The sequence below is a fragment of the Bradyrhizobium sp. 27S5 genome (assembly GCF_037217225.1).
In the GTDB taxonomy this organism is placed as follows: domain Bacteria; phylum Pseudomonadota; class Alphaproteobacteria; order Rhizobiales; family Xanthobacteraceae; genus Bradyrhizobium; species Bradyrhizobium septentrionale.
The window spans coordinates 6,261,518-6,278,050 of record NZ_CP147714.1 but is presented as its reverse complement, the minus strand read 5'-3'; the positions used below and the strand labels follow the sequence as shown (position 1 = coordinate 6,278,050).

Below are 16,533 nucleotides of genomic sequence, written 5' to 3'. Positions count from 1 at the left end.
GCATCACCGGTAGGGGGACGAGATTAATGACGAATGCAACGCACGACCAAACCGTGAGCCTGCGAAAACCTGACGTGGACAACATCATCGCGCGATTTTCGCAGGCTCTGGTAGTGTTCGCGGAACGCTGGTTTCCGGATGCTTATGTCTTCGTCCTGATCGCGGTGATTGCGGTTGCCGTCGGTGCGATCCTGCATGGCGGCTCGCCGCTCGCGGTCAGTCGCGCGTTCGGCGACGGGTTCTGGAATCTGATTCCCTTCACGATGCAGATGGCGCTGGTCGCGATCGGCGGCTATGTCGTGGCGATGTCGCCGCCGGTGGCGGCCGTGCTTGCGCGGCTGGCGAGCGTGCCGAAGACCGGGCGCGGCGCAGTGGTCTTTGTCGGCGTGCTCAGCATCTTCCTCTCGCTCTTGAACTGGGGCCTCAGCCTGATCTTCTCCGGCCTCTTGGTGCGGGAGATCGCGCGGCGCACCGACATCCGGCTCGACTATCGGGCGGCCGGCGCGGCCGGCTATCTCGGGCTCGGCTGCGGCTTCACGCTCGGCATCACGTCTTCCGCCGCACAGCTCCAGGCCAATGCCGGCAGCATTCCGGCGTCCCTTCTGCCGATCACCGGCGTGATCGGCTTCTCGGAAACCATCCTGACCTGGCAGAACATGGTCACTGTCGTGATGGTGACCGTCGTGTCCGCCGCAATCTGCTATTTCACGACGCCGGCGCCCGAGCAGGCCAAGACGGCGGAGGACCTCGGCGTTGCGCTCGGTAATGATCGGATCGAGGCCAGGAAGCCGGCCCGTCCTGGCGACTGGCTCGAGTTCAGTCCGCTGCTGACGATCCTGATCGCGCTGCTTGCCGCCGGCTGGCTATGGCAGACCTTTCAGTCGGGCAATCCGCTGATCACCCTGTCCGGCCTCAACACCTATAATTTCGTCTTCCTCATTCTCGGCATCGTGTTGCACTGGCGCCCGCGCAGCCTGATCGAGTCCTTCTCCAAGGCGATGCCGAGCGTCTCCGGCGTGCTGCTGCAGTTTCCGTTCTATGCCGGCATCGCGCAGATCCTGACCAAAGTGCCGAACAGCGGCGGCACCACGCTGTCGGACACGATCGCGCACCGGTTCGTCGGCGCCTCCAGCAACTCCACCGTGTTCTCGTTCCTGGTCGGAATCTATTCGGCGCTGCTCGGCTTCTTCGTGCCGTCGGCGGGCGGAAAGTGGATCATCGAGGCGCCCTACATCATGAAGGCGGCCAACGATATCGGCGCGCATCTGGGCTGGACGGTGATGGTCTACAACATCGCCGAGACCCTGCCGAACTTCATCAACCCGTTCTGGATGCTGCCGCTGCTCGGCATTCTCGGCCTGAAGTCGAAGGATTTGATCGGCTACACCTCGGTGCAGTTCTTCATCCATTTCCCGATCGTGATGCTGCTGGCGGCGATCCTGATGGCGACCTTCAGCTATCGCCCGCCGATCCTGCCTTGAGGAATCACGGCCGGGCACCGTAGGGCTCGGTGCCCGGCCGTCGCTTTGCCAGTTCAGCGGTCCGCAACCGTCATCACCAAATCTGTGCTGTTTTTCCGCCCGCCGCGAATGGATGCATCGCGCCGCGCGGTCAACTTTGGACAGCCATTTCATTGACCGCAGCGCGCTTCGGCTGGATATTGATGCGCGCTATCCTACGATGTTCAAGGTCACTGCAATGAGACATGACGACCGCAGCCTGATGTACGACATGCGAAGCCGCATGCAGCATCGCTGCATCTCGGCGGCGACCGGCGTCTGTTGTTGATCGCTTCGACAAATCCAGAGTCAGCGACAATCAGACAGGAGCGCCGTCACCCGGCGATTGAGCACGCATGTCCCAAGCCCAGATATCCCAAGCCCAAAAATCCCTAGCTTACGTCATCGAAATATCGGATCGCACAGCAGGTATCGTTGTCAGCGACAAAAGCGGCTTCTGCTTCTTCTCCTCCGACCGCGCCTTTGACGGCCTCGATGGCGGCTATTTCGGCTCCGCACGGGCCGCGGAGCGCGCGGTGAGGGCGCTGTTGCAGCAGCAACGTGAGTCCCGGAGCCGCAGGTAATGTCGTTGAGGCCAATCCTCAGGATGCCGCGGCGAGCGGCGGCGAGACCACCTGCGGTGCCTCGGGCGCCTGTGTGGCTGATGTCGCGAGCTGGAAGCGGATGCCGTGCAGAGAGACGGTCAGCGGGATGCCGCGGAAGTCGTCGTGGAAGGCGCGAATCCGGCGGGCCAGCTCGCCGGCGCTGATGCCGGCGGGAAGCTCGCACATCTCCCGGTACATCCGCCGGGTGCTCTTGATGCCGCACCAGGCGATGTCCAACTCCTTCAGCGGCGCGCCATCGCAGGCGAGGTCGCGCGACATCCGCCAGAACAGATGGGCAAGCCGCACATAGGCAATCTGCTCGAGGCCGCGCACGCTGATCTTGTCGGGAATGATGAAGGACTCGACGCCGACGATCGGTCCGGAATCGACGCGCGCGGCCATCACATGGGCCGTCGCGCCGAAGGTGCGGGCGCCGTCATAGAGCGCGAAATGCGCCGGCGCCCAGCCCGGATATTGCGGCGGGCCGGGGTGGAAATTGTAGGCGCCATGGCCGAGCGCGGCCAGCATGCTTTCAGGCACGATCACGCTGGTGGTGAACGCCAACAGCCGGGCGTCGCGCAGGACCTCCGGCTCGATCGCGGCGAGGTCGTCGGCCGTCACCGCGCAGCGGAACGACAGCGCGGGATTGTGCGCCTTCAACAGCTCGGTGAGCGCGAATTGCTGGCTGGCGACGCCGGTGAGAAGGATGATGGTCTTCATGATGCGGATGTCCTTCCCTTGTTCAGCCCTTCAGCCGATATCAGCTGCGTTGACCGGCCATAACGACGACACTGCCGGCATCGCGGGATTGACCCACGGTGCGGAACAGATCGGCCGGCAGTGTCTGCCAGGGCGCAATCTCGATGATCCGGTTGTTCGCGCTCTTCGCTGCCGATTTCGCCGCGCGGATATCGTCCTGCCACGGGCAGAGCGCGAGCTCGAGCCGGCCGAACCCGCCGCAGTCGGCGGCGAACGCGCCGGTCACCGCCTCGATGCTGGCGGCCATCTCGCGCGCGTCGCTGGTCGCGATATCGCGCATGATCACGGTGATCGCGGCATTCGAAGCTGCCTGCGAGTTGATTACGATCATCGCGTCGCGGCCGCCGCTGCGACAGGCGCGCCGCGCGGGGCGCATTGCGACGCCGAATTCGGCGTCTGGTCCAAGATCGCTGTTGTCGGTCGGCAGATTGTGAACGACGGTGGTGTGGCGGGGCGTGCCGACGTCCTCAGCGGGCGCATGGTACGAGCGCGGCAGCCAGGCGGCGTCGAGCGCGATCTGCGACGACGTCAGGCTCCAGGCCTGGTCGAGCAGATAGCCCTCCCAGACCGCGGGATAGGCGGTCGCGATGTGATGCCAGTTGCGCAGCAGCGCTTCGGCGGCAGGCGACCGGCCGAAATAGAGCGTGCGCGCCGACATCTCCCATCGGTTCCATTTATGGAGCGCGACGTCGCAATCGAGATATGACGGCAGCAGCGGGGGCTCGCTGAGCGTTGCATCGGCTTCGATGAAGAGCAGTGGCTCGCGATGCTCCTCCCACATCCGTAGCATGAAGGCAGATTTCTCGGATGCGCGCATCTGCTCGCCGTCCGCGGTGTCGATCGGTACGATGTCGCAGGCGATCTGAAATTCGGCGAGCTTCTGCCGGAGCGCGCCGGCATGATCGTCGCCGAGGGCGCAGGGATAGCAGGAGACTACGCGCAGCGATGCGTCGGGTCGGCAACCTTCCTCGGGCGCGATCGGGCGCCAATTGAGGCCGCCCCACCACATCTCGTGCGGACCGTCGGAGCTCGGCCCGATCGTGCCGTAGTCGGTGAGCTTGGATTTGAGGAAGTCGAATGCCGGATTCTCGCCGAAGGGGATAACGACCGCACAGTCGGCGCGAAGCGACCGGTAAAGCATCTCGGCGGCGGGACCGCTCGGCGGCCCAGCGAGGATGACGACGCCATGATCCCGCGCCGGAACTGAACCGGGCTGATGGACGGCCGCGCGTCCGAGCCGCGCGGACAGCCATGCGAGCCGCCGGCGCTGCGCCGCGTTGATCCGGATGCCGTTTGCCGACAGCAATTGGTCTAAATTCGTCTGCAAGCCGTCCGCTTGCGCCGTGTCAGCCGATGTCATGCCCGCGCTACCCCTCGTTAACCTTCTACGAGCGGGGCGGTCAGATCAGGCGGACAAATCACTTGCCGTTCGCGGCCGGCGTGCGATTGGCGCTGCGCCAGGTCAGCGTGGCCGAGGCGGCCTCGTTGCCGTCGCGGTCCCCGAGCGCAAGGATGCGGTCGTGGTCGAGGGCGGTCAGCGCGACCGTGTAGATCGCAACATCCTCTTCGAAGCCGTCGACCGGGATCAGCAGCATGCCGTCGTCACCGGCGGCACGGAAGTGACGGCCGCTCCTCTCGATGCCGGCATCGGTGAGCCGTCCCTCGGCGATCGTCTTCATGTTCGAATTGTCCGCGGCCTTTGCGGCGCTCTCGCCGTACTGCACCGTGATGCCGTGGAGTATCCCGTTGCTGGTGAGCTTTGCCAGCGGAAGTGCGATGGTCGCCACCGTCATGCGGCCTGACAGCGGAATCCGCAGGCGAAGATCGCCGAGCCCGGTGTGATAGACGTTGATGGCCTCGAGCGACGCCTGGCCATCGTGGCGGAACAGGCCGACCTGCAGCGTCCCGCATTGGGCTTCGCCGAACACGTTCGCGGACAGGCGGTTGGCGCCGAACAGCGTGTAGAGGTAGGCATGCGCCGGTGACAGGGCGGCAAAGCTGCCGGCCAGCCACATCGGAGGCGCCGGGGCGGTGCAGGCGGACACGAGCCCGCGGGCGACGATGCAGTCGTTGACGAAGCTGGCGTCGAGCAGGGGCGCCAGCGCCTGGGTGCCGAGATTGACGTCATGCTTGATGCCGCCGAGCAGCACGAGCTCGTCGTCGTCTGGCAGCAGCAGCAGGCGTCCAAGTACAGCGGCGGCCCAGCGTGCCGCAACAGTGGGGTCCGCGTAGGGCTGCAGCGCGTAGCGCGATGCCAGCTCGCGGGCGCGCGCGGCATAGGCCAGCACCCCCGACTGCACTTCGGTTGCGAGCGCCAGCTGCGCGGCCGGGCGCTGATCGCCCTCGCGCAACACCTCGCCGCCACGATAGTCGCGCGCCGATCCTTCCGCAGAACAGCATAACTGCTCCAACAGCGCGACGTTGCGGATCAGCATGCGTTTTACGTGCGGCGTGACGACCCGATCGGAAATCAGCCCCTCTGCGGTGTCGTCATCGGCGATGTCGTCGAAGGCATCGTCAAGCGTCAGCAGATAGGCGCCGTGCAGGCGGGTGCGAATGCCCTCGCGATCGAATATCCGGCGCAGCGACTTCTGCACGCTAGCGGAATAGCCGAGATCGACGAGGATCAGGTCGGTGCAGTTGTCAAAATCCTGGATGCGCGCGCGCAGATAGGCGAGCAGCCGGGCGCGGACCCCGGCGGCGATATCGGTGATCTCGCGCGGATCCATCAGATCGGGCAGGGCGTCGGCGAGTTCGCGGCCGCTCGCGATGCCATCGGGGAATTGCGCGAAGAAATTCATCACCGCGGGCGGCTGTACCTTGACGATATCGACAAAGGTCGCCGCATCGATCTTGACGACCCGGCTCAACAGCTCGCAGAGCGGTTCGAGCGTATCGGCGGATCCGACCAGGCTAACGCGGCGATTGATCTCGACATAGGCGCCGGTCTCGCCATGGTCCGCCTGCCAGACACGATGCGGCAGCAGGCCGTCGCGGCCGAGGAATCCGATCGCAACCCGCGCGCCCTCGCGGGCGAGCGCGGAGCGCCGCGCTTCAATGAATGCATCGAATGCCGCCATCACCGGTCCGAGCACGGTGACGCCGAGATGGAAGGCGGGAGAATGCTCCGCGCTCTGCGCCGTCACCGCGCGCCGCAGCGTGCGGGCGCCACAATCGAGCCGCGACGGCTGATCGGGACAGAGCAATTCGTAGATCGATGTTTCACGCTGAAACTTGGAGGCCAGTGCCGCGCTGGCCTGCGGATAATAGCGCGGGCGGATGCCATGACGGCGGGCACCCTTGATATCGGCGTTGTGGTTGTCGCCGATATGGAACGAGCTTGCCGCATCGATGCCTTGCTCGGCGAGATAGACCTCGAACAGCGCCTCGCTCTTGCCTGAGCCGTGATCGCAGGATGCGTAGAGGAAATCCCAGGTCAGTCCGGGGCTGCAGCTGCGCAACAGCTGCGCGAGCTGGTCGGTGCTCCAGTAGGTGTCGGAAATGAAGCCAGTGCGAAAGCCGCCGCGCTTCATGTCCAGATATTGCTCAAGCATTTCCGGATTGACGCGGCACAGCTCGAGCTCGACCCCGAACTCGGTTCGCGCGAGATCGGGCAGCGCATCGCGGTTCAGGCCGAACAGCCTGAACGGAAAGTACTTATAGATGTCGGCGATGTGCACTTCAGTGGAGCCGCTGCGCTCCAGCGCAACCTTGCGCGCGCGCGCTTCGGCCTGGATTCGATGCTGAACGAAACTGACGGACATATTTGGAAATTTTTCAGCAATGGGCGAAAGCTGAAAAACCCTTTCAAATACGCCATCTGGCGTCGTGCACGCACGCAACAGAAATGTATCGAAAACATCGAATGAACATGCAGAAACATTCTGCGCTCGACGCGTCGCGTCGACCGTCATGATCGTCATGCGCAAAATTCCCGCCAGTCCTCATGCGTTGAACGCGTGCGTGAGACAAATCAGGCGCGCTGATCCAAAAAAGTTGATGCGCGATTCAAAAACGCGAGCTTCGCGACTGACAGATTCAAAAAATCCGATAACGTCGAAAAGGTGATTCGGAAAAAATTGCCTAGTCGCAATCGTCGAATGCAAGATGGCGACCAACGGCGACGGATCACTCGCATGCTCCGCGCATGCATGTGTTCGCGTGGCGTTAGTTGGTGTGACAACAGCGTTTTCCGGCGCGACGATCTCTTCCCGCGGGCATGCAAGGCGATGCTGAACGACTGCTCCAGATCCCGTCGAACTTTTCCCTGCACGCTGGCGCAGCGGCAGCTTTTGCCGGGCAGTCGGCAAAAACATCCAGCTAAGCATTTGAAAAATAACAAAAAATCTTCGCCTGGTTTGTCCGGCGCCTCCGTTCAACGCTCAGAAGCCGCATGGGATGTGTGCCAGCGGCGCTGGTTGGAGAGCGGGGCATGAGTTACGCGCTTGATATGACGGCAGCGGCCGAGATCGAGGCCACGACGGCCGCGGTCGCGCCGGTCGAGGCGGCTGCGCCCTGGAGCGACGTTCCCACGGTCGCCGATGCGGGCCCGCTCGACACCGTCGAGATCCAGGACGAGGACAAGGAATTGCTCGACCGCCTCGCCGCCGGCGACGAGGCGGCGTTTCGTGCTCTGGTCGAACGCCATGTCGATCGCGCCTACGCGATCGCGCTGCGCATCGTCGGCAACGCCGCCGACGCCGAAGACGTGGTGCAGGACACGATGCTGAAAGTGTGGACGCATCGCGGCCGCTGGCAGCACGGCCGTGCCAAGTTCTCGACCTGGCTGTATCGCGTCGTCAGCAACCGCTGCATCGATCTGCGCCGCAAGCCGCGCACCGAGAATGTCGACGTCGTGCCCGAAGTCGCCGATACTCAGCTCGATGCCTCGACGGTCATCGAGCGCAACGAGATCGGCAATCTTCTGGAGGTGGCGATGCAGCGGCTGCCAGAGCAGCAGCGCGTCGCGGTGATCCTCTCCTATCATGAGAGCATGAGCAACGGCGAGATCGCCGAGGTCATGGATACGACCGTGGCCGCGGTGGAGTCGCTGTTGAAGCGCGGACGGCAACAGCTGCGCGAAATGCTGAAACGGCACGAGCGCGACCTGCGCGGCGCGTTTACCGACTGCTAACCATAAAATCCGGCATCTGAAGATTTTGCGCCTGACCTGCGTCGGCCGACCCGTTTGATCGGGCGGACGGGGGCTGGATCCGCGTCACCTCTCTTTTTCACGATGCGGCATGCCATGCCCCATCAGCACAGGAGCTACTCATGCCGGCAATTTCCACCAACACCGCCGCGAACTCCGCGGTCCGCTACCTCAACATCAACTCGCAGCAGGAAACCAGCGCGCTGTCGAAGCTGTCGAGCGGCTCGCGCATCACCTCGGCCTCCGACGACGCGGCCGGTCTCGCGATCTCGACCCGCATCTCCTCCGACATCACGACGCTGCAGCAGGCCGCCACCAACGCGGCGCAGGCGACCTCGATCCTGCAAACCGCCGACGGCGGCGCCTCCAACATCTCGGACATCCTGGCCCGCATGAAGTCGCTGGCCTCCGAGTCCGCCTCCGGCACCGTGGCCGACTCCAGCCGCGCCTACATCAACTCGGAATTCACACAGCTCAAGGGCGAAATCGACTCCATCGCCTCCGGCACCCGCTACAGCAGCCAGAGCTTGCTCGACGGTTCGAGCGTGTTCTCCTCGGGCGTCTCGGTGCTGGTCGGTTCGACCTCGGCCGACACCATCACGATCACGCTGACCAGCCTGACGGCGTCCTCGCTCGGCGTCACCTCGCTCGACGTCTCCAGCCTGTCGAGCGCGACCAGCGCCATGTCGGCACTCGACAGCGCCATCGACACCGTGTCGTCGGCCCGCGCCGAGATCGGTGCCCAGGAATCGCGCTTCAACTTCAGCGCCGACTCGATCTCGACCCAGACCCAGAACCTGCAGTCGGCCAATTCGGCGATCAAGGACGTCGATATCGCTTCCGAGCAGGCGACGCTGTCCTCGGCCGAAGTGAAGACCCAGGCCGCGGTTTCGGCGGAAACGGCGGCGAACCAGATGCCGCAGTACCTGCTCAAGCTGCTCGGCTAAATCCAGGGATAGATCGGGCCGGCATGATGCCGGCCCGATTCCCATTGCGGCGGAAGTGTCGACATGACGGTTAGCAGCGCCACCTCGAGTACATCAGGCACGACGTCGTCGAGTTCTGCCAGCTCTGCCAGCACGGTGACCACGACCGGCACGACCAATTCGACCAGCATCGACTGGGACGCCCTGATCGAAGCCGAGGTCGACGCCAAGCTCGCGGCGGCGACCTCGATCACCACGACGATCACCGCGAACCAGGCCAAGGTCACGGCCTACCAGTCGCTGCAGACCGAGCTGTCGACTTTGGCAACCGGGTTGTCGTCGCTCAGCTCGTCGATCATCAATTCGATCGCCACCAACGCCTTCGCCACGCGCTCGGCGACGATTTCGTCCACCGGCGACGTCAGTGCCTCCTCGGCGCTCAACATGAGCGTGAACAGCGGCTCGGCGACCGGCGATCACACGCTCCAGATCACCCAGCTCGCCACCGCGCAGAAGGTGATCGGCTCCTCGCAGTCGAGCTCGTCGACGGCGCTGGGCCTCGCCGGCACGTTTTCGCTGGGGCTCGCGGGCGGCAGCAGCACCGCGATCTCGATCACCAGCGGGATGACGATGCAGGATGTCGTCGACACCATCAACGCCCAGACCTCAAGCACCAATGTCCAGGCCTCGATCGTCCAGGTGTCGAGCGGGTCCTACGAGATGGTGCTGACCGGGACCGAGGACGCCGCCGACATCACCTATTCCTCGACCTCCGGCGACGACATCCTGAACAAGCTCGGCGTCACCGACACGTCGGGTGCCTTCACCGACGTGCTGCAGAAGTCGCAGTCCGCGGAATTCACCCTCGACGGCATCGCGCTTACCCGCAACACCAACGACATTTCCGACGTTCTCTCGGGCGTCACCTTCGATCTGCTGCAGCCGACGCCGAGCGGCACCAGCCTGAACATCAGCATCCAGACCGACACCAGCCAGATCACCTCCGCGCTGCAGACCTTTGTCACCAATTACAATGCATTCCGCGACCAGGTGATCGCGCAGTCCGCGCAGAATTCCGACGGCACGGCCGCATCGAGCGCGGTGCTGTTCGGCGACAGCACGATGCGCGATATCATGACCCAGCTGCAGCAGGTGCTCAGCGGCTCGGTGGGCGGCATGACGATGGCTGACCTCGGCCTGTCCTTCAACGAGAACAACGAGCTGCAACTCGATACCGGCACGCTGTCGACCGTGCTGACACAAAATCTCGCCGGCGTCACCCAGTTGCTGTCGGCGCAGACGACCACCTCGTCCAGCCAGCTCAACGTCGTCAACACCGGCACATCGCCGCAATCGTTCACGCTCGACGTGACGGTGGATTCGACCGGCACGCTGACCGGCGCGTCCGTCGGCGGCGACAGTTCGGGCTTTTCGGCGGTCGGCAACAGCATCATCGGCAATGCGGGCACGATCTATGCCGGCATGGCATTCACCTATACCGGGTCGACCTCGCAATCGATCACCGTGACGTCGACGTCCGGCCTCGCATCGCAGCTCTATCAGCTCGCGCATACCAGCTCCGGGACCAGCGGTCAGTTGCAGACCATGATCACCAATCTGCAGTCGCGCGATACCGATCTGCAGTCCCAGGTCAGCGACATCCAGAGCAATGCCGCGACGTTCAAGGCGCAGCTGCAGGTCCAATACGCCAATTATCAGGCTGCCATCGAAAGCGCGAACAACACGCTGGGCTACCTGAAAGCACTCCTGGATTCAGCATCGAGTAATTAATGACACAGAACGCTACTGCCTACCTTGCCAACAATGCCTACCGATCCGCCGCAGTGGCGGTGCCGCCGCTGAAGGCGGTGGTGATGCTGTGCGACGGCGCGATCACGCTGTTGCAGAAGGCGCTGGACGCGCACGAGGCGAAGCGCTTCGAGGAAGGGCACACCTATCTGACGCGCGCGACCGCGATTCTGCGCGGGCTGAGCCACAATCTCGACTTCACTCGCGGCGGCGCGATGGCCGATCGGCTCTACAAGACCTACAACGCCCTGATCATGGCATGCCTGCGCTCCTACGGCCGGCCGCAGGCGAGGGAGAATTTCCGGCGCATCATCGCGAGCCTGACGGAACTCCGCGACGCCTGGAAGTACGTCGAGGCCACCGCCGGCAAGGCCGCCAAGGCCAAAACGCTCGAATCAGCCGCTGGCCGCTAGCCGCGACTGAGGCTGCGAATCACCCGGCGAATCCGGTTCGCCGGTGGGGCAGGGCGCCCGGGGAGGCGTCCTGATGGGGAAAATAGCCGCCGGACGGACACCATGTTGGACCTGACGCTACGGCGGCGGAAATTGATTTCCGCCGTCCCGCGAATGCTTTATGACAGCCTTGGCGACGAGGCTGGATCTACGCGCGCGATGGACGTTGCGACATTCGAAGACCTGATCGACCGGCTGGGGGAGGATCTGTCCCGCTGGCCCGACGATCAACGTCTTGCCGCCGTCCAGCTCCTCGCATCCTCGGCCGAGGCGCGGACGCTCTATGAAGAGGCGAGCGCGGTACGCCGGGCGCTCGCCGCGCCGCCGGTTCGCGCGCCCAAGGAGCTTGTCGACCGCATCGTGACCGCCGCGGCGAAACTGCCCCAAGAGACGGCACAGGAGATGGCCTCGGAGCCGGCCGCGCCGGCGGATCAGCCGGGCGATGCGCAAGCTCCGGGTGATGCGGCACAGCAGGGCAAGGTGTTGCCCGCGCTGTTGCTGGCCCTCTGCCTGTTGCCCGCATTGGCGCCGCCGGCATTGATGCTCGGCGAACCGGATCTGCCGATCAGCCTCTCGCTCTAGGCTCTCCACATTCCTTTTGCGCCCGCGGCCCGGTGTCCGCGGCAGATCGCTTGCGCCCGCTCGGCGCGCCGTGAAGCCGCAGCCGACGCGGCAAATTCTGCCGATTAATCAAGTGATTCCGCGCGGATGAATCCGCGCCTGAAATCGGCGCGTCGTCCGTTTTATCTGCGAACGACTTCACGATCCCAATGTTCCAACGCGTTCCGCCGCCTTAGCCCGCGGCGAAGAGAGCCTTGTCATGACCGTCTCCTCGGCAACCTCTGCTGCAGCCTCCGCCGCCTCGAGTTCGTCGAGTTCATCGTCGAGCGCATCGATGGGGATGAGCTCGACCGATTTTCTCAATTTGCTCGTCAGCGAGCTGCAGAACCAGGATCCGCTGAACGCCACCAGCACGACCGACTTCATCAATCAGCTCACCTCCTACGCAAACTTCACCGAGCAGCAGTCGACCAACGCCAGCATGACGTCGCTGGCGAGTTCGTTCTCGAGTCTCGTGACGCTGAACTCGGTCAACTATATCGGCCACACCGTCGAGGCGAAGACGAGCACGGCGGAGCTGACCAATGGCTCGGCGACCTTCGGCTACTCGCTCACCTCGGCCGCTTCCAACGTCGCGATCACGATCCAGGATTCCTCGGGCAACACGGTCTGGAGCGGCAAGGGGACCGGAAACGCCGGCTCAAACAGCTTCACCTGGAATGGTCAGACCACGAGCGGCACCCAGCTCAGCGATGGCGGCCAGTACACGATCCAGGTGACCGCGACCGACGCCGCCGGAAACTCGCTGCTCAGCTACACCACGATGACCGGAACGGTGACCGGGATCGATGCCTCCGGCTCGACGCCCTCGTTGCTTGTGAATGGCGTCCCCGTCAGCGCCGCCAACATCATCGGCGTCACGTCCTGATTGCTTCCGGAGTATTATCATGAGTCTCACTGGTGCTCTTTCCTCGGCGATCTCGGCGCTCAATGCGCAGAGCCAGTCGCTGGCAATGATTTCCGACAACATCTCCAACGCCGATACCACGGGTTACAAGACCACTTCGGCGATGTTCGAAGATCTGGTGACGGCGTCGAACAGCGCCACCTCATATACGTCCGGCGGCGTCACGGTGTCCGGCCGCGCTAACATCACCCAGCAGGGATTGCTGGCCGCGACCACCAACGCCACCGACGTGGCGATCCAGGGCAGCGGCTTCTTCGTCACCACCAACGCGACGTCGGGCGGCACCACCTCCTATACGCGCAACGGTGCGTTCACCACCGACAACGCCGGCTATCTCGTCAACAACGGCAATTACCTCGAGGGTTGGCGTACCGACGCTGACGGCAACATCGTTGGCAATGCCTCGGCCGCGAGCCTCGGGCCGATCAACACCCAGGTGGCATCGACCAGCGGTAGTGCCACCACCAAGACCACAGTCGCGGCGAATCTGCCGGCCGATGCGGCCGTCAACGCGACCTTCAACAGCTCGATGACGGTCTACGATTCGCTCGGCACGGCGAGCACGATCCAGATCGACTGGAAGAAGACCGCCGACAATACCTGGCAGGCCAGCTTCGAGCAGCCGAAGCTAGCGTCGGACTCCAGTACGGCCAGTGCGAACGCGATCACCGACACGGTGGATATCACCTTCAATAGCGACGGTTCGCTCGCCTCGACGGTGCCGAGTCCGCCAACAATCTCGGTGACCGGCTGGAAGGACGGTGCGGCCGATAGTTCCGGCACCAATGCCATCACGCTCAATCTCGGTACGGCCGGCAAGACCGATGGCCTCACGCAATATTCGTCGGGCGAGACCACGCCAGCGGTCGATCTCACGAGCATCACGTCGGACGGCCTGCCTTACGGCAAGCTGAGCAGCATCTCGATCGGAAAGGGCGGGGTGGTCGACGCGACCTATTCCAATGGGCAGACGATCGCGATCTACAAGATTGCGGTCGCGACCTTCAGCGATCCCAACGGATTGAGCGCGGCCAGCGACGGCATGTACTCCGCGACGGCAGCCTCCGGCAACGCCACGCTGCAGACTTCGGGGAGCAACGGTGCCGGAACGATCTACGGCAGCGAGCTGGAATCCAGCACCACCGACACCAGCGGCCAGTTCTCCAACATGATCTCGGCGCAGCAGGCCTATTCGGCGGCCTCGCAGGTGATCACCACCGTCGACAAGATGTTCGATACGCTGATCTCGGCGGTGTCGCGATGATGACCGCAAAGAATGACCGCCTGCTGGTCCGGCTCCGGCGGCTGAAGGCAAGGGCCGCATCGGTTCAGCCGAACGACCGGGCGCAGCTCACTGCGCTGCTCGACGATGTGGAGACATTGCGCGGCGAGCTGATGCGCGAATGCACGCGGCTCGACCAGGAACTCAACCGGGCCACGGTCCGGGTAACGGCGATCACCGCGTATGGGCGCAGCGCACAATCGGTCCGCGCCCTACGTCGCGGACACTAGCTTGAACGGGAGCGATGACATGACACCGGAACGCAACATCAAGATCAATCCCGCGGGCAATGACGAGCGCGCGAGGTCGTTGATCGCGCTGATCGACAATCTGATCGCGATCGTCAACGAGGAGAACGTCGAGCTCGCCAAAGGCCTGCCGGCCTCGCGGCTGAAGCAGGTCGACGAGAAGAACCGGCTTGCCACCCTGTTCGAGCAGTGCGTGGCCGAGGCCGTCGGCAAGACCGCAAACCTCAACGTCCAGGACCGGGTGCTGCGCGAGCAGCTGATGGACCGGATCCTGAAGCTCCGCGGGGCGATGGACGAGAACGTGATGCGGTTGCGTGCGGCGATCGATGCCAGCAACCGCCGGATCGAGGCGATCATGCAGGCGATCCGCGAGCAGATCGCCAACGTATCGCCCTACGGGGCCGGCGGCCGTCGCGTCACGCCCGCGATGTCCTATGGCACTAACGTGCGGGCCTGATCTGGTCCGCGCCGGAGGGAGTTAGCCGTGTCGTCGCTCGATATTGCACGAAGCATTGCATTCAGCGGGCTGTCGGCCACGCAGGTGCAGATCAGCGTGACCTCGGCAAATATCTCGAATGCCGACACCAAGGGCTACACCGAGAAGACCGCCAACCAGAGCGCCAGCGTCACCGGTGGCGTCGGTACCGGCGTCACGATCACGGGGATCACCAGCGCCGTCGACAAGCTGCTCCTGAAGTCGCTGGTCGGGGCCGATTCCGATCTCGGCGCCGCCGACACCACCAACAGCTTTCTGACCGAGCTCCAGCAGCTCTATGGCAGCACCTCGAGCGGGGACAGCTCCACCACGGGCACCTCGCTTGCCAACACGCTCGCGGCATTCGAGTCGGCATTGTCGTCGCTGGCGAGCACGCCGAGCAGTGCGTCGCTGCAGTCGAACGCGGTCAGCGCGCTTGCCGCGGTCACGACGCAACTTCAGCAGACCTCGAGCGGCATCCAGACGCTGCGCTCCAATGCCGACCAGGATATCGCGTCGTCGGTCACCGACATCAATTCCGATCTGCAGCAGATCTCCGACCTCAACAAGCAGATCAAGCAGCAGGCCGCAGCCGGGCAGTCGACCGCCGATCTGGAGGACCAGCGCAACAGCGCGCTGCAGGACCTCGCGTCGATGATGAATGTGAGCTATTTCAACACGTCGACCGGCGATCTGCAGGTCTATACCGGATCGGGGCAGGCGCTGGTCGACAGCACGGCGCATCCGCTGAGCTATACGGCGCTGCCCAGCGTCACGGCTTCAACGACCTACAGCGCTGGATCGTCCAGCGGTTTCAGCGGCATCACCGTCAACGGGGTCGACATCACCTCGCAGATTTCCTCCGGCAAGGTCAGCGCGCTGATCACGCTGCGCGACCAGACGCTGCCGGCCGCTCAATCGCAGCTCGATCAACTCGCCCAGCAGCTTGCCGCGAGCGTCAACGCGGTGTCGAACCAGGGCACGTCGGTGCCGCCGCCGTCCAGCCTGACCGGGACCGCCACCGTGAGCAGCGCGACGGCGCTGTCGGCGACCGGCACGGTGCGCATCGCGGTTGCGGACAAGAGCGGCAATCTCGTGTCCTACAAGGACCTGGATCTGTCGTCCTACGCGACGGTCGGCGATCTCGTTACCGCGATCAACGGCATATCGGGCCTGTCGGCGTCGGTCGATGCCAACGGACATCTGTCGATCTCGGCGACCGGGTCCGGCAACGGTGTCGCCATCAATGAGATGACGAGCTCGGTCGGCAGTTCCGGTGAGGGCTTTTCGGATTATTTCGGGCTCAACGACCTGATCACGGGGACTGGCGCGTCGGATATCGCGGTCCGCAGCGACATCCTCAACGGCACGGCGGCGCTGCCGACCGCGACGCTCGATGCGTCATCCACGCTGACGGTCGGAAACTCGGTGCTGTCGCCGGGCTCTGCGACGGTGGTGAACGCGCTCTCGAGCACGTTGACGGGGTCGACCAATTTCGCCATGGCGGGCGGGCTCGGCGCCACCACCGGCTCGTTCACCGATTATGCCGCCGCGATCGTCGCCAACGTCGCAAGCAAGGCGACCCAGGCGTCGGCGACCTACACCGCCAAGCAGACCGCGCAGTCGACCTATGCGAGCTCGCTGTCGTCGCAGTCCGGCGTCAACCTCGATCAGGAAAGCGCGAATCTGAGCTCGTTGCAGAACAAATACGCTGCCGCGTCCCAGATCATTACGACCATCAACGCCATGTTCTCGGCGCTGATGACCGCGATGAGCGCAAGCTGAGTGTGAGGGCGTT

The 16,533-nt window shown here is 64.2% G+C and carries 16 protein-coding genes; 12 read left to right on the top strand and 4 right to left on the bottom strand.

What is annotated here, in order from left to right; translation table 11 throughout:
- The first annotated feature begins 26 nt into the window (after positions 1–26).
- Together WDM24_RS29760 and WDM24_RS29755 are read left to right on the top strand one after the other, a co-directional pair.
- Complete coding sequence (locus tag WDM24_RS29760) at positions 27–1,481, top strand: short-chain fatty acid transporter (protein WP_414645637.1); 1,455 nt, start codon at positions 27–29, stop codon at positions 1,479–1,481.
- Positions 1,482–1,855: 374 nt separating this feature from the next.
- Complete coding sequence (locus tag WDM24_RS29755) at positions 1,856–2,083, top strand: hypothetical protein (protein ID WP_175619490.1); 228 nt, start codon at positions 1,856–1,858, stop codon at positions 2,081–2,083.
- 18 nt (positions 2,084–2,101) lie between these two features.
- Here the strand turns inward: WDM24_RS29755 and WDM24_RS29750 are convergent, their stop codons facing one another.
- The 4 genes from WDM24_RS29750 to WDM24_RS29735 all read right to left on the bottom strand — a co-directional run bounded on the left by WDM24_RS29750 (position 2,102) and on the right by WDM24_RS29735 (position 7,242).
- Complete coding sequence (locus tag WDM24_RS29750; RefSeq protein WP_338832468.1) at positions 2,102–2,827, bottom strand: formyltransferase family protein; 726 nt, start codon at positions 2,825–2,827, stop codon at positions 2,102–2,104.
- Between the two features lie 37 nt (positions 2,828–2,864).
- Positions 2,865–4,190, bottom strand: a complete 1,326-nt coding sequence (locus WDM24_RS29745; RefSeq protein WP_338828300.1) for a hypothetical protein — start codon at positions 4,188–4,190, stop codon at positions 2,865–2,867.
- A gap of 91 nt (positions 4,191–4,281) precedes the next feature.
- Positions 4,282–6,786, bottom strand: coding sequence for a hypothetical protein (locus WDM24_RS29740; protein ID WP_414645636.1), 2,505 nt, complete (start codon positions 6,784–6,786; stop codon positions 4,282–4,284).
- Between the two features lie 21 nt (positions 6,787–6,807).
- Positions 6,808–7,242, bottom strand: coding sequence for a hypothetical protein (locus WDM24_RS29735; protein ID WP_338828298.1), 435 nt, complete (start codon positions 7,240–7,242; stop codon positions 6,808–6,810).
- 53 nt (positions 7,243–7,295) lie between these two features.
- Between WDM24_RS29735 and WDM24_RS29730 the strand changes: the two genes are divergently transcribed.
- From WDM24_RS29730 to flgK, 10 genes are all read left to right on the top strand, one after another.
- Positions 7,296–7,997 carry an RNA polymerase sigma factor gene (locus tag WDM24_RS29730; RefSeq protein ID WP_166305333.1) on the top strand — a complete coding sequence of 234 codons (702 nt, stop codon included), beginning with the start codon at positions 7,296–7,298 and terminating at the stop codon, positions 7,995–7,997.
- 140 nt (positions 7,998–8,137) lie between these two features.
- Entirely contained in the window at positions 8,138–8,962 is an 825-nt protein-coding gene (locus WDM24_RS29725; protein WP_029080085.1) for a flagellin, read from the top strand.
- Between the two features lie 63 nt (positions 8,963–9,025).
- Positions 9,026–10,732, top strand: coding sequence for a flagellar filament capping protein FliD (gene fliD, locus WDM24_RS29720; RefSeq protein ID WP_338828297.1), 1,707 nt, complete (start codon positions 9,026–9,028; stop codon positions 10,730–10,732).
- Entirely contained in the window at positions 10,732–11,163 is a 432-nt protein-coding gene (locus tag WDM24_RS29715; protein ID WP_338828296.1) for a flagellar export chaperone FliS, read from the top strand. The genes fliD and WDM24_RS29715 overlap by 1 nt, the downstream gene beginning before the upstream one ends.
- A gap of 102 nt (positions 11,164–11,265) precedes the next feature.
- On the top strand, positions 11,266–11,784 hold the full coding sequence (locus WDM24_RS29710; RefSeq protein WP_338828295.1) for a hypothetical protein: 519 nt from the start codon (positions 11,266–11,268) through the stop codon (positions 11,782–11,784).
- A gap of 238 nt (positions 11,785–12,022) precedes the next feature.
- Entirely contained in the window at positions 12,023–12,691 is a 669-nt protein-coding gene (locus WDM24_RS29705) for a flagellar hook assembly protein FlgD (RefSeq protein WP_035976580.1), read from the top strand.
- A 19-nt stretch (positions 12,692–12,710) separates the two neighbouring features.
- Positions 12,711–13,994 carry a flagellar hook protein FlgE gene (gene flgE / locus WDM24_RS29700; protein ID WP_338691101.1) on the top strand — a complete coding sequence of 428 codons (1,284 nt, stop codon included), beginning with the start codon at positions 12,711–12,713 and terminating at the stop codon, positions 13,992–13,994.
- The gene (locus WDM24_RS29695; protein WP_338691099.1) at positions 13,991–14,242 is read left to right on the top strand and encodes a hypothetical protein; all 252 of its coding nucleotides are present in this window, start codon (positions 13,991–13,993) and stop codon (positions 14,240–14,242) included. Before flgE ends, WDM24_RS29695 begins: the two co-directional genes overlap by 4 nt.
- 19 nt (positions 14,243–14,261) lie before the next feature.
- Positions 14,262–14,717, top strand: coding sequence for a hypothetical protein (locus WDM24_RS29690; protein ID WP_029080079.1), 456 nt, complete (start codon positions 14,262–14,264; stop codon positions 14,715–14,717).
- 27 nt (positions 14,718–14,744) lie between these two features.
- Positions 14,745–16,520, top strand: coding sequence for a flagellar hook-associated protein FlgK (gene flgK, locus WDM24_RS29685; protein ID WP_338691096.1), 1,776 nt, complete (start codon positions 14,745–14,747; stop codon positions 16,518–16,520).
- The last annotated feature ends 13 nt before the right edge of the window (positions 16,521–16,533 follow it).